Source organism: Arthrobacter sp. GQ119, assembly GCF_059759125.1.
The window spans coordinates 100,661-112,819 of record NZ_JCAXEA010000003.1 but is presented as its reverse complement, the minus strand read 5'-3'; the positions used below and the strand labels follow the sequence as shown (position 1 = coordinate 112,819).

At 58.9% G+C, this 12,159-nt stretch carries 12 protein-coding genes and 1 pseudogene; 7 read left to right on the top strand and 6 right to left on the bottom strand.

Features of this window, described 5'->3' with window-relative positions; all coding sequences use genetic code 11:
* Positions 1–372: 372 nt before the first annotated feature.
* From AC6CH3_RS04055 to AC6CH3_RS04045, 3 genes are all read right to left on the bottom strand, one after another.
* Positions 373–624: a hypothetical protein gene (locus AC6CH3_RS04055; RefSeq protein ID WP_498131225.1), complete on the bottom strand. Its 252-nt coding sequence runs from the start codon at positions 622–624 to the stop codon at positions 373–375.
* A gap of 447 nt (positions 625–1,071) precedes the next feature.
* Positions 1,072–1,437: a nuclear transport factor 2 family protein gene (locus tag AC6CH3_RS04050; RefSeq protein ID WP_498131224.1), complete on the bottom strand. Its 366-nt coding sequence runs from the start codon at positions 1,435–1,437 to the stop codon at positions 1,072–1,074.
* 179 nt (positions 1,438–1,616) lie between these two features.
* Positions 1,617–1,907: a hypothetical protein gene (locus AC6CH3_RS04045; RefSeq protein ID WP_498131223.1), complete on the bottom strand. Its 291-nt coding sequence runs from the start codon at positions 1,905–1,907 to the stop codon at positions 1,617–1,619.
* A gap of 150 nt (positions 1,908–2,057) precedes the next feature.
* Here AC6CH3_RS04045 and AC6CH3_RS04040 point away from each other — a divergent pair, with 150 nt between their 5' ends.
* Positions 2,058–2,510 (top strand): DUF6278 family protein, encoded by a 453-nt coding sequence (locus AC6CH3_RS04040; protein WP_498131222.1) that lies wholly within the window; start codon positions 2,058–2,060, stop codon positions 2,508–2,510.
* A gap of 1,814 nt (positions 2,511–4,324) precedes the next feature.
* Here AC6CH3_RS04040 and AC6CH3_RS04035 read toward each other — a convergent pair.
* Complete coding sequence (locus AC6CH3_RS04035) at positions 4,325–5,035, bottom strand: hypothetical protein (protein WP_498131221.1); 711 nt, start codon at positions 5,033–5,035, stop codon at positions 4,325–4,327.
* Positions 5,036–6,021: 986 nt separating this feature from the next.
* Here AC6CH3_RS04035 and AC6CH3_RS04030 point away from each other — a divergent pair.
* Positions 6,022–7,143 carry an aminoglycoside 6-adenylyltransferase gene (locus tag AC6CH3_RS04030; protein ID WP_498131220.1) on the top strand — a complete coding sequence of 374 codons (1,122 nt, stop codon included), beginning with the start codon at positions 6,022–6,024 and terminating at the stop codon, positions 7,141–7,143.
* 16 nt (positions 7,144–7,159) lie between these two features.
* Here AC6CH3_RS04030 and AC6CH3_RS04025 read toward each other — a convergent pair.
* Both AC6CH3_RS04025 and AC6CH3_RS04020 read right to left on the bottom strand, forming a co-directional pair.
* A pseudogene (locus AC6CH3_RS04025) lies at positions 7,160–7,414 on the bottom strand (DUF309 domain-containing protein); the annotation flags it as partial.
* Between the two features lie 130 nt (positions 7,415–7,544).
* Complete coding sequence (locus AC6CH3_RS04020; protein WP_498131219.1) at positions 7,545–7,931, bottom strand: VOC family protein; 387 nt, start codon at positions 7,929–7,931, stop codon at positions 7,545–7,547.
* Positions 7,932–8,271: 340 nt separating this feature from the next.
* Between AC6CH3_RS04020 and AC6CH3_RS04015 the strand changes: the two genes are divergently transcribed.
* From AC6CH3_RS04015 to AC6CH3_RS03995, 5 genes are all read left to right on the top strand, one after another.
* Positions 8,272–8,433 (top strand): hypothetical protein, encoded by a 162-nt coding sequence (locus AC6CH3_RS04015; RefSeq protein ID WP_498131218.1) that lies wholly within the window; start codon positions 8,272–8,274, stop codon positions 8,431–8,433.
* Positions 8,434–8,882: 449 nt separating this feature from the next.
* The gene (locus tag AC6CH3_RS04010) at positions 8,883–9,410 is read left to right on the top strand and encodes a hypothetical protein (protein ID WP_498131217.1); all 528 of its coding nucleotides are present in this window, start codon (positions 8,883–8,885) and stop codon (positions 9,408–9,410) included.
* A 418-nt stretch (positions 9,411–9,828) separates the two neighbouring features.
* The gene (locus AC6CH3_RS04005; RefSeq protein WP_498131216.1) at positions 9,829–10,383 is read left to right on the top strand and encodes a hypothetical protein; all 555 of its coding nucleotides are present in this window, start codon (positions 9,829–9,831) and stop codon (positions 10,381–10,383) included.
* Positions 10,384–10,612: 229 nt separating this feature from the next.
* Positions 10,613–11,128 carry a hypothetical protein gene (locus AC6CH3_RS04000; protein ID WP_498131215.1) on the top strand — a complete coding sequence of 172 codons (516 nt, stop codon included), beginning with the start codon at positions 10,613–10,615 and terminating at the stop codon, positions 11,126–11,128.
* Positions 11,129–11,303: 175 nt separating this feature from the next.
* Positions 11,304–12,107, top strand: coding sequence for an aminoglycoside 6-adenylyltransferase (locus tag AC6CH3_RS03995; protein ID WP_498131214.1), 804 nt, complete (start codon positions 11,304–11,306; stop codon positions 12,105–12,107).
* The last annotated feature ends 52 nt before the right edge of the window (positions 12,108–12,159 follow it).

Genomic DNA, 12,159 nt, shown 5'->3' with positions numbered 1-12,159 from the left:
CTCTATTGCGTGCGCCAGGACGTTCTCTCACTCCCCAGAGGAACATCAGGTCCAGCGCCATGACATCGGCAGATCCGCTTCCCGATGAACTCCTAACTCCGTATCCGTCGTGCTGCAAACGCGACCGTTGCATCCTCTTTAGGCCTATATCAGCTGGATTCCTGAGAATAACGCGTAAATGCCAACGAAGATGCAAAATAGCCCAAAGAGTAGAATTCCTACCCTGAACAGATTCGCGACCCGCTTTTGGATCTTTTCACTAGCGTTCAGGGCCGCCGAAGTTCCTAGAGCCAGGCGTCCGAAAATATTCGTGCAGAAACAGATGACTAAACCTGAAACTATGAGGACCGATACATACCAAGTCATTGACGATCAACCCGTCGACATAAGGAGGCCGATAACGCCCGAGAGAAAGAAAACGCCGCCCACCGAGAGATATATGATGCCAGATATCGAACCGTAGCGGACCCACCGTCGGTAGGCTACATCGTAGCTGCCGCCCGGATTGGCGGCTGCAGAGGCCTTGGCTCTGAGCCTTGCCAACTTGAAGCGGCCCCAGTAACTTAGCGCGCCCATGACGAGTAAGATCGACCCGAAAATTATGGGCGCTGTGGAGGCGTTCATCGTGATCCTCGTAAATTCCCTAGGTCGGCGGCCGGTAAAGCAACAATGCCATCACTGGTGCGTACCTTAGCTGGCTCCGCAAGGTAAACCTAGGCGCCTTCACTCGTATCCGCTCTCTCCCATGTGAGGCAAGGTACTGCTTGAGATGCCTTCGGTCCATACGCGACAGTCGACAGCTCGACCTACACAATTGCGTTAACTCCGCAAAGGACTTGTGGGACGGCTACTAAAAAACCTTTCGCAGATGACCAAGCGGCGAGATGCCCCGTATGCCTCATGCACTGACTTGGGCCGCGGCTAAGTCTCGTCTCCCCGACGAGGATGACGAACGGAACCAGTGAAAGCACGTCCGCAGAGCCTTCCCCCAAACGTAACCGCACAACCCGACCCGCACGCCCCGACCCGCACGCCCCGACCCGCACGCCCCGACCCGCACGCCCTGGGAAGCTAGAGGCGCGGACCTGCATGGCCGGCAGCGAGTAGCCATCTGCCACTTTCATGGATCCAGACTTGAGTCATGGGCATTCGGTAGCGGCTCCTGCCGGCCGTCGTTGATACATCGTCTGTAACGATGCAGGTAAGAACGGCGGTGGTACCAAACATCGTGATACTGGGCTGTTCGAGAGTTTGACCATGCCAGGTGTTCTGGCCCTCTAGGTTGGATCTAAGGTAAGCATCGCGATCGAACTGGTCTCCTTTGTGTGAGATCCAGCAGAACTTCGGATGCCGTAAGCGACCTAAAGATTCACCGTCACGTCGTTTTAGGGCGTCGGCTCGTTCTAATGCAGCATCTAGCACGTCCTGAGTGAGCATTGACCGAGTGTGTCAGTGATTGGCCGCTCTGGGAACTTCCAGCGGCCTACTTCCCCTCGCTACTCGCCATCACGGCGTTCCCGTCGTCCCGCTTATGGTTCGTCTTTGGGCGTCTGAATCCCCGGCCATGAGCATCGGAGCATGGGATGGACGGTTGGTCGCAGCGGATGCGCCGGCCGCTAAAGTGCCCGCCCCCGCCGGTCCCACTCAGCTCTGCGGGCTTCTTCTTCGTCCCAGAAGGGCCTGTCATTACGGCGTACATAGAGCAGAAATACAAGCCCGCCCAAAGCGACAAGAAGGGTGGCGAGCCAAAGATAGCTGGCCATTTCCCACGGCTTCCCTGCCACCCAAGAGAGGATCAGCACTACCAGCTGAAACAGGGCCATGGCCGTCCAAGCGACGAATAGGAAGCGAAAGCCGCCGCGGGTCATCCTGGGCTGCAACCTCCTGGGCCCCTTAGCCTCGTTCATGAGCTGAGGCTACAGTCCGTGACGATGCTTGGGAACCTGGTTGTCAGCCTCCCCATTGCCCACGTCCTTGAATTCTTGACGCACGCACCGCAGAGGGTTCGGCTCCCGGCAATCCAACAAACGCTAAATGGGTGTGCTTAGGATGACCACATGAGCATCCCGGAAGATCCCGACGAACCTCTGCAGAAACTGCCAGCGGGAATGCCGAGAAGGTACGCAGAATATAAGCCAGTCACCTCGGATGCCGTGGTACCCCCGCCGACTAACGTCGGTGGATACGATGAGCTCCTCAGCTATTTCCAAGAGCGAGGTCAAACACTGCCACGTAAAGCAGAAAGCCTCGCCACTCTTGATCAAGCCATCAATGATGGTTTGCCGGCCGAGCTTGCCCGCCCTGTCGGGATGTTCTACGGAGATCTCCTCACGCACACTGTTCCCGGCGCGCACTGGGAGGTTGTCGAGGAGAGATACCCCGTAGTGCGCGTCACCAGAAAAGTCGCCGTCGACGTCGTCCGAATTGCACTGCGGCGCCTAGCGGCACCGAATCCCACACTCGAACAAAACTATGTCCACGTCCTCCAGCTCGTCAGGCAAGAACCGTAGAGGGTTCGCCTTTGGGCACCTAAATCCCCGGCTACAAGCATCGGAGGAGGAGCTGCACAGTTGGTCGCAGAGGATTCGCCTGCAGTTAAATGCCCGCCCCCGACGGTCCCACTCAGCTCTGCGGGCTTCTTCCTCGTCCCAGAAGGGCCTGTCATTGCGGCGGACATAGAGCAGAAATACAAGCCCACCCAAAGCGACAAGAAGCGTGGCGAGCCACAGATAGCTGCCTAAGTCCCAAGGCTTCCCTGCCACCCAAGAGACGACCAGCGCTACCAGCTACAGCAGGGCCATGGCCGTCCACCCGACGAACATGAAGCGAAAGCCGCCGCGGGTCATCCTGGGCTGCAACCGCTTAGGCTCTTTAGCCTCACTCATGAGCTGAGGCTAAAGTCCGCGATGATGTTTGGGAACGTGGTTGTCAGCTCCCCAGTGCCCACGTCCTTGCATTCTTGAAGCACGCACCGTAGAGGGTTCCCAGGATGGCAGCAGCCGCGGCGGGGTAGCCCTATTCGGGATCGATCAATAGCATGAGGTGTGGCTGCGCCAAGTGGAGGTTCAAGGTTGATCAGGCGCCTAGCGGTTGCCCTGCTCGGTCTTTCTCTTTTCGCTACGTCTTGCGCCGGGATGGGGCAGGCGGGTCCGGGCGGCGAAGCTGCCCAGCCGCCCACGCAGGAGCCGAGGCCGACGCAACCGCCTACTGACTCACTGGTCAGTCCTGAAGCTGCGCCTGCCGACGGAACGATCTCTCATGCGGCCAGCACGCTGAGCGGGGAGCTGGCAGGAGATGCTCAGCTCGCCTCAGTCGAAATGATCGAGGGGCACCGGATTATCGTTCATTGGCACGGCCAAGTAAGCGCGAAGCTACGGGACCTACTGGCCCGGTTTCCAAATGTCGATATTTCAGTCCAGCCAACCGCCTGTTCTCCTGGGAAACTGAGCGATTTTGCCAACGAGCTATGGGCCTCCGACCCTGCTGTCAACATCACTTCGGTATCGCCTGACGGTTCACACCTGACCATCACGCTGGATGAATCAGTCAAGGCCACCTCAGACGTCCCCAGCCTGGAGCGCACGTATTCAAAGGCAGTTGGGTGCCCGGTCAAAGTGGAATTCGGCGGCGTTGCCCCGCTCGACGGATAATCCCCCACCCCTAAACGCAACCGCACAACCCGATCCGCATGCCCTTCCGCTTACAAGAAGTGGATGTTGGATCGTACGGCCCAACCTGCTGCCCCGTTAGTAAGGCCCGTGGTCTACGTTGGTCCATCCTTACGCTTAGGGGACTTACGGAATGGCAACAGGTTAATAGCCGCCAGGGAAAGGAATAGAGCTACAAGGAGAGAAGACCAAACCTGAGCTTCGCCTTTCGCGGAGAAAGCTAAGCCCGCCCATATCGCAGCCACCACCACCCAAAGGCCCACAACGAACAGGCGCATCCGTGAACTTGGCAGTCTCTTCCCCTGCTCCCGCCGACCTTCGTCATCACGCTCCCGCATTTTGCCCCCTGTCATGCCCAAACCCTAGCCCCCAACCCCAGACACCGGACAGCCCTCGCAGGTTTGGCACCGAGCTCTCAGTTGCTCACCTGCAGGGTCGGCGGAAGCGTCCATAAACGGTTCCCCGCCTGGACCGGCTTACGAACGCTGGCGCCAGGGTGCGGAAAGGAGCCCTCGGGCAAGTGCGGCGCTTCAGTACCCGGCGTGATGGAGACTTGGCGACTGTTGAGAGCCTACGAGCACCCCTCATGGCTGACGGCCTTGCCATGTATGGCTTTTAGGCTCGGCATGAGGATTAGGCCCGCGCCGCGACTTCCATCACTGACGGCGAGCTAGCTGCTCGGTAATAGCTGTTTTAGCCGTTGTGAGGGCTTCATGGTCGAACCCGGACGGAATGATTGCGAACCGGTGAAGCTGATGCGGCTTATCGCCTTCGGTGCGACCATCCCGGTGGCGATCGCTCTCGGTCACGTCGATAAGGCCGAACCATTCCAGGGTTTTTCGCGCGCGAGCGTACGTATCCGGTCCAATCCCGTAATGCAGAACTCTGTCTTCTCCAGAAATAGCTACACCTGTGCCTGACAGGCTCCTTAGGCCGCAAGCAATCATGAGCAGGAGGGTGATTTCTGAGTCCTCGAGGACATGGAGCCAAGACTTGGTGATGAACCCCGGGGGCAAGGTGATGGTGACGTCATGTGGTCTGGGCACTTTATAGACACTGGGTTCAATTACGGAGCCTCCGGTTTCGTCGAGGAGCGTGTAATTTTCGAAGTCAGTGCCACCTCCCGGCTTTGAACCGAGATCTACGAGGCCAGCGTTGCTGAGCGTGGTCAGGCTGTTGCGGATAGACCTGGCGCGTTTGTCACGTGCATGGAGGTAGTGGTTCTTCTCTTGGGTTTTGACCGCGTTGGTCGCGACTATATCGGTTAGACCGAGAAGGTCTTTATCCTTTTCGGCCTCACCGATGATGGGCAGAGAGCCGGCGGTTCCACCAGCTGTTTTGCCCATTTGAGCGATGGCTATGCTCATGAGGTAGAGCCTGAGGGTTGATCCCTGACTGGATGAGATGCGTGTCGCGGGCGGACGGAGATCGTGTGAAGGAACTTTTCTGTCAGAAAAGTCCCCCGGAGGAGGCGTTGCCTTGTACGAGAAGGCAGGTCTGACCCGAAACCCTTTGGAGGCCAGGGGGCCTTTCCCGCCAAGCAGATGAGTCGTGGAAGCAATGACGCGAGCCACGGACTCACCGTAACCACCTTCGAGCCGTTCCAGTCTGGAAGTAAGCGCTTTGCGCTCCTTGACGTTAGGCGCTCGGGAAAGATCTACGGTGAAAACGCCCATAACCCCTAATTTCCACACCTAAGTCTGAACGTATAAAGCCGCACGTTTTTGACTTACGTCAACGTTGATATCCATGTGTCAAACCTGCGGCTTTACCCGTCATCTCACTGTAGTGGAGATAGCAGTGGCCAGTCCATACAGTTTTGCTTGTTCGGTTCACTCAGACGCCAGTATCTTCCAGGTCGAAGTGGTTCCACTTCAACCTGGATAGAACAGGAGGCTATGGCCCTATGGCCAGCAAACGAAAATCCAGGGTTCGCGTTAACGTGAACGCCGCCATCCGGTTGGACTGTACGAAGGTCCTCTACGGGATAGCGGCGATCATCCTTGCATTTGGTCAACTCGCCCATCATTGGCCCTTCTAGCCAATTCGAACCGAGAGGTCTCGCTCTGCCAGGAGCGGGGCCTCTCCTTATTTGCTCTGATGAAGAGTTGGTACCCAGCATAGCTCTCCCCGCTTAGCGAGACTATGCAAAGTTCGCCGCTGCTTGGCTCAGTGATGGGAAGGAACTGAAGGCGACTAGCATCCGACTGCACGTGGTCAGACTCGCGCAACCTCAGCAGGTGCCCGGTGCAGGATCCGCTTAAGGGCGCTTTCACGGAAATTGCTCACGTTGTCGACCGGCTTACGGGCGCCCGGCCCTGCTGGGCGCCGTACTCTGTGGAAAGCTGGAGGCGTGGAGTACGACAAAGCAATCGACACGCTGACCGCATGGGCGCAGAACAGCGAGAACGTGCGCGCGATGGTGATGACTGGTTCCGCAGCAGCACACGAGACGCACCCCCTGTCGGATCGCGATATCGAGATCTACGCCACGGACCCGGCACCGCTCCTTGCAGATGATTCCTGGTGGGATCAACTCGGGGACGTGCTCCTTGTCGAACGCTTGGCAACCCCCGGGTGGCACCCGGCCCGCTTGGTGTACTACATCGGCGGCAAGCTGGACCTGACAGTCATCAGGTCTGACGTGCTGCCGACGATCCGCTATGAGCGGCCTTTCACCGTCCTCGTGGACAAGGACGGTCTTTCCGGCTCACTGCATGTGGCTGCGGCGGGAACTTCGTTGCCCGACGAGGCGGCATTTGAGGAGCGACTGAACTGGGGGTACGCGGCCGCACTGATGTGCGCAAAGGCAATCGTTCGAGACGAGCCATGGTCAAGCAAGATTAGAGACAGAGACCTGAAAGCATCACTGCTGACCTTCATCGAGTGGGATCACCACGTGCGCCACGGACGCGACTACGACGTGCGTTTCCTGGGCTCCCGCATGCGGCAATGGATGGACGCCGACGTGCAGCAAGCGCTTGAACAGGCCTGGGGGCATTTCGACGCTGCGGACTCTGCCAAGGCCCTGCGCACTTCGATCGCCTTGTTCGCCAAGCTTGGCAGGCGTATCGCGGACGGCCTTGGCTTCCGGTCCTTTAACCACGACCGCGTCCACCGCGAGGTCGAAGCCATCCTCGCAATGCATCCGGATGCCCGCAAGGACGATCCTCGTGCGGGACAATCCCACGCTGCCGCGAATCTGTCCCATTGGACCTTCCCCCTTATGAGACAAGTTAATGGTCAAGCAAACTCTCAGCAGTGTCCCGGAAATAGTGCCTCCGCCGCCTGCCGCGAGGATGCTGTTCGCGAGCTCAGCGGCCGGTGCCCATCCGATCGCGTGCGCAACTCACAACGGCGGACAGGTCGAGCCCGTACGTCGGCCCTTCGCCGGAACCGTACTCCTCGAGTCGGGCTGCACCGCGCTCGAAAAGCCGGAGCGCGCCAACGCTGTTCCCCCTGGCGGCGTGGGTGAGCCCGACGCAGATCTGGGCGAGACCTTGCCAAAGGTTGCGTTCTTGGGCCGGCCCAGCTTTCCATCGGGCCTCAAGTACCTCATGCGCGGCGAAGGGCCGGCCCGCTTCCACTAGGCTCCGGGCCGAGACCAACGTCTCCGCCGGCGGCAGCGGCTCCTCGGAGACCGGCTCCACGCCAGCGCTTCCGTACGGCAGCGGCCGCCCAAGAGCGTCACGTGGCCGGGCCTGCCGCGGGCGCCTTGAAGCATCCCGATCCCTTTCACCGGTCATTGCAGTTTCCGCTCTGAGCGTCCATGGACCTTACCAACCTTCATCTGCCCAATGCTACGACCCGGCCCTTCGAACATCCGTTCCACTGCAAAGGATGCCGTCGGGACGGCGGCCGCGAGAGAAGAAATGATCACCGCTGGTCGCGCCGCAGGGGGTGATCCTTTGGAACCTCAACGAGCACGATGCGCACTCCGTCGGGGTCCGCGATCCACATCTCCACCAGCCCCCACGGCTCCTGCTGCGGCTTGCGGATCACCGGTACCCCGGCCGCCAGCAGCCGATCGTGCTCGAGCTGCACGTCGCGAACCTGAATCCAGATCTCCAAGGCGCTCCCCTGCGGATCAGTCGACCGTCCACTGACCTCGAGAAAACCGTTTCCCAGGAAGAACACCAGACCTGGCGCATCACGACTCCCGAACTCTCGGTAGATGGCCAAGCCCAACGTGTCCCGATAAAACCGCTGGCTCTGCCCAGGTTCGGACGGATGAAGCAGGATGCGGCTCCCAAGGACTTCCATGTTCTCTATCCTGCCCTCGAGCCATGCACTTCGCTCGGCCGCGTGCTTTGAATTCTTGGTGTGGCGTTCAAGGATCCCCGAAGATCCCGCTGAACCTTTGCAGGAGCTGCCGGAGGGGATGCCGAGAAGGGGCCGAGTACAAGCCAGTGACTTAGGAAATCGCGGTACTTCTTCCGACTAATGTCGGCGGATACGAGGGACTCCTCAGCTTTTTCCACGAGCGAGGGCAGACCTTGCCCCGTACGGCAGAAAGCCGTAGAGGGTTCCTTAGATGACAACCGGTGAGCAGTGCTAGCCTCGGAGCCTAGGCAAGTAGACACACAGATAGTGGGGGCTTGGCATGGTGTCGTTCGGAGTACTGGGGATTCTTTATTTCGCAGTGATGGCAGCCATCGCCATAACGGCGATCTACGCCTTAGTGCTGGTCATCATCTTTCTCCGCCTCCGAATCAAAGAACTCAAGGCAAAGCCGAATACCGGCGAGGCAGGTCAGTCCAGGTAGCACTCCTGGGTTAGCCCTATAGAGGTCAGGCTAGGAACGCTCCACGCGGTCCGCAACAATGGAGAATTCATCCTGCTGCGCCTCGTGCCAAGTAAGCCTTACGTCTCGCCTGGAACAAGCTCAAGAAACTCATTAGCCCTCTGGACGATGCAAGAAAAATGGGCGAAGCATTCTGCGGCCACGCCCTCAATCCGGATAGATCCCCACCCTTCTTCGCGATGCCAGGTCTTCACCGTTCCCTTGCTCAAAGGTCCATCCACCCCACCAATAATAGCCACCTCAGTTTCTTGGCCATTTAGGGTTAATCTGCTGGGATACCCTGCTGTGGTCATGGAGCAGCACCGCCTGTAAGCCGCTGGCCCAACGGGCACTGCAGTGCACATTGCGGACCCGTGGCTGGGGCATCTTGGGCGCCGAGATAAGATCCGCGAGCAGTCTAGAGTGTTGCCATGAAGACCCTCTTCAAAGGTCGATTGTGGGTGCACTACGGCCAGGCCTATGTCGTGTCCGGGCCCGTCTTCGATTCCGATTTGGAGGCATCTTTTCGAGGTCAGTGCAATGGCCTGTGCGGTGCATCCAGCCCCAACCTCCTATTTCTAGTCACGGGTCTGCACACCGGTCACGTGAATTTCAGCGTCGAGTTCTCCGATGCAGAACCGCCACTGGACCGGGCATGGGAGGACGTCGTCGAAGTCTCATCCACAATGGTCAACCGTCCCTTCCTAGAGGAGTGGGCAGGCCAGGTCTCATATCCAATAGACCTAGCCCCCGGCACCTATCGCGTCCGGTACGCGGCAAAGGGAATGGACTCTGCCCGTGCAGTGGACACAACCGTTGAAACGGAGGAGCCAATCGACACCTATCAGCTCAGCTTCTGGCCCGCTAAGGGCGACGCGCCCGACCGCGTGGTTCGCCAGGAGAGCCAAACCGCAACGTACTGGAATGGCTGGGCCAACTCGCTCCATCCCACAAGTTGAAGGCAGATGGGTGGGGATGGTTCCAGATAGCGATTCCCTTAGGCAGACCGCCCCTGCGTCTGGTCCGTCTGGCTTGTCTCATAACCTAGGTGCTGCGGGGAGTTCAGATGATGAGTGCAACACCTTGAATCCCTGGCGTTTCAAGACAGCCGGCAGGAGCAGGCAGCTGATGTGGCTACCCGTCCGGGCCGCGTTGAGGACAGCGAGCGTGACATTTAGCGCCGTGAAAAGCCTGCCATCTATCGCTGAGATTCACAGCGCGGAACGTGTCGGCAGGCTCCTGCAGCACGTGATCGACCGGCTAACGGGACGCTTGCGGACAGACCCGCCCTATTGGGATTTTCTATGGGAGCAACTGCAGCACAGGGGCTTACGATCAGCCTGTGAGCCAACGCGATTGCGAGAGCAGGACTTCAACGTGAGCGACGACCCGTACCGGCTGCCATTGCCCCGCAAGAAGAAGAACCCTCGTAACGTCCTGCTCTGGTGGGCAGGAATTTTGGTTGGCTTGGTCGCCGCCGCTGAGCTGTTCTCTGTTTTCACCATGGGCGTCCACGTCAATGGCAAGGAGGCTCCACCCTACATGAGGGTTGTGGCAGAGCAACTCAAGACTGAGCCGGAGTGGAAGCTGGTCAGCGATTCCGAAACGCTGCACACCGGTTATTACTGCCTCGTACCAGCATGCCCTGAGCTGAACCAGAAGTGGGACCTCGGGATGGATTCCATAAGCTGCCCGGAGCTGCACCAGCTTCTTACAGATTCTGGATACAAGGTCATCACCCGCAGGTCCAGCTTCACTCCGGAAGCAAATGAACAAGCAGAGAACTGCACACAAAAGGCAATGAACGCCGTCTCATCCGATGCTGAAGCAGCAGGAGGGCTGATAGAAATCGAAGTGTCAGTGTTCCCGCCCAGTGACCATCCGGCATCAAAACGCGAACACTACGAACTTACGCTTCGTGTCACCAAATAGGGGACAGTCACCGATCTGGATGCCGCCCCCAGCCATCGAAGTGGAGGCCCCAATGCAGAGAATGTCTCGTTCAGCGTTCCCAGAATGGCAGCAGCCGCGGCGGGGTAGCCCTATTCCGGACCGATCAATAGCATGAGGTATGGCTGCGCCAAGTGGAGGTTCAAAGTTGATCAGGCGCCTAACTGTTGCCCTACTCGGTCTCTCACTTTTCGCTACGTCTTGCGCCGGAATGGGGCAGGCGGGTCCGGCCGGCGAAGCTGCCCAACCGCCCACGCAGGAGCCGACGCCGACGCAACCGCCTACTGACTCACTGGTCAGTCCTGAAGCCGCGCCTGCCGACGGAACGATCTCTCATGCGGCCAGCACGCTGAGCGGGGAGCTGGCCGGGGATGCTCAGCTCGCCTCAGTCGAAGTGATCGAGGGGAACCGGATTATCGTTCATTGGCACGGCCAGGTAAGCGCGAAGCTACGGGACCTACTGGCCCGGCTTCCAAACGTCGATATTTCAATCCAGCCAACCGCCTGTTCTCCTGGGAAACTGAGCGATTTTGCCAACGAGCTATGGGCCTCCGACCCTGCTGTCAACATCACTTCGGTATCGCCTGACGGTTCACACCTGACCCTCACCCTGGATGAATCAGTCAAGGCCACATCGGACGTCGCCAGCTTGGAGCGCAAGTATTCAAAGGCGGCTGGGTGCCCGGTCAAAGTGGAATTCGGCGGTGTTGCGCCGCTCGACGGTTAATCCCCACACAATACTGGACGCCGTAAGGCACCCCCCGTCCTGCACCATCCGCAATCTCCGCGCGTCCGCTAAGGTTCCGAAGCCGGACGCGTCTACAAGGTACCTGGTGGAGAGCCATCCAGCGTGGTTTTTAGTTCCTGGATGTGAGGCCGTCGGGGGATGAAACAATCTCCGTATGGACGCCACTCTTGAAGATGTGCCCCCTCGGCTTAGACCTACGCTTCGAATGCTGCTGACGAAATGTATCGATGATGAACGCATACGCTCAGTCTGGCTCGAAGGCTCGCTAGCACGGGGATTGGCAGATGACTGGAGCGACATTGACCTTCACCTGGAGGTGAGGGAGCCGGAGAATTTCGCCGCCATCGAATGGCTCGATTCCCAAGTGCATCTGGTCCTCTCAGATGCGATTCCTGGACTGACGGGAGCGTTTATCTGCCTCACTTCCGACTGGATCCACATCGACTTAAATGTTCACTCTTCGGAGAACGAACAGCCTTCCAATGGAGCGCGCCGCATTCTCCTTGACCGCGATGCTCTAATGCAGGACAGACCAAATTCACAACACCCTCCCGGCCAGCCGTTCTTTCCCGCCCAAGACGTCCAGATTTTCTTGTACTTCCTCGGCAAAACGGTCGCATCGGTCCGTCGCGGCGATCTCATCGCCCTTGCGCAGGCTACGGCTATGATGCGCGATCGTCTGCTGGTCAATCTGTTGCTAGCTGAGAACGGGATTCGAAGTGAGACGGTCACTAAGCGGATTGGCCGCTATTTGAGCCAGGAACAAATGCAATGCCTGCAGGGAGTCCCGGCTTTTGGGCTCAGCGAGCTCAGCATTCGAGAAGCACAGCAGAGCATGGCAGCCGTCTATCTGGGCAGGGCGCGCATGCTTGCCGAGGAGTGCGCGGCCTCTTGGCCGTTGGAGCTCGAACAGGCCACCAAGGAACTATTGCACCGCGAATTGCAAATAGTCTTGTGACCCCTGATCTTCAATGCGCGTCAGATTCCAGGCGAGCTGTGTCGCTCAGGGT

Excerpts from the sequence above, each read along its gene's own strand:
- AC6CH3_RS04055 (WP_498131225.1), bottom strand. The coding sequence starts at position 624 with ATGAACGCCTCCACAGCGCCCATAATTTTCGGGTCGATCTTACTCGTC.
- AC6CH3_RS04015 (WP_498131218.1), top strand. The coding sequence starts at position 8,272 with ATGGTGTCGTTCGGAGTACTGGGGATTCTTTATTTCGCAGTGATGGCA.
- AC6CH3_RS04050 (WP_498131224.1), bottom strand. The coding sequence starts at position 1,437 with ATGCTCACTCAGGACGTGCTAGATGCTGCATTAGAACGAGCCGACGCC.
- AC6CH3_RS04045 (WP_498131223.1), bottom strand. The coding sequence starts at position 1,907 with ATGAACGAGGCTAAGGGGCCCAGGAGGTTGCAGCCCAGGATGACCCGC.
- AC6CH3_RS04035 (WP_498131221.1), bottom strand. The coding sequence starts at position 5,035 with ATGAGCATAGCCATCGCTCAAATGGGCAAAACAGCTGGTGGAACCGCC.
- AC6CH3_RS04020 (WP_498131219.1), bottom strand. The coding sequence starts at position 7,931 with ATGGAAGTCCTTGGGAGCCGCATCCTGCTTCATCCGTCCGAACCTGGG.
- AC6CH3_RS03995 (WP_498131214.1), top strand. The coding sequence starts at position 11,304 with ATGGACGCCACTCTTGAAGATGTGCCCCCTCGGCTTAGACCTACGCTT.
- AC6CH3_RS04010 (WP_498131217.1), top strand. The coding sequence starts at position 8,883 with ATGAAGACCCTCTTCAAAGGTCGATTGTGGGTGCACTACGGCCAGGCC.
- AC6CH3_RS04000 (WP_498131215.1), top strand. The coding sequence starts at position 10,613 with ATGGGGCAGGCGGGTCCGGCCGGCGAAGCTGCCCAACCGCCCACGCAG.
- AC6CH3_RS04040 (WP_498131222.1), top strand. The coding sequence starts at position 2,058 with ATGAGCATCCCGGAAGATCCCGACGAACCTCTGCAGAAACTGCCAGCG.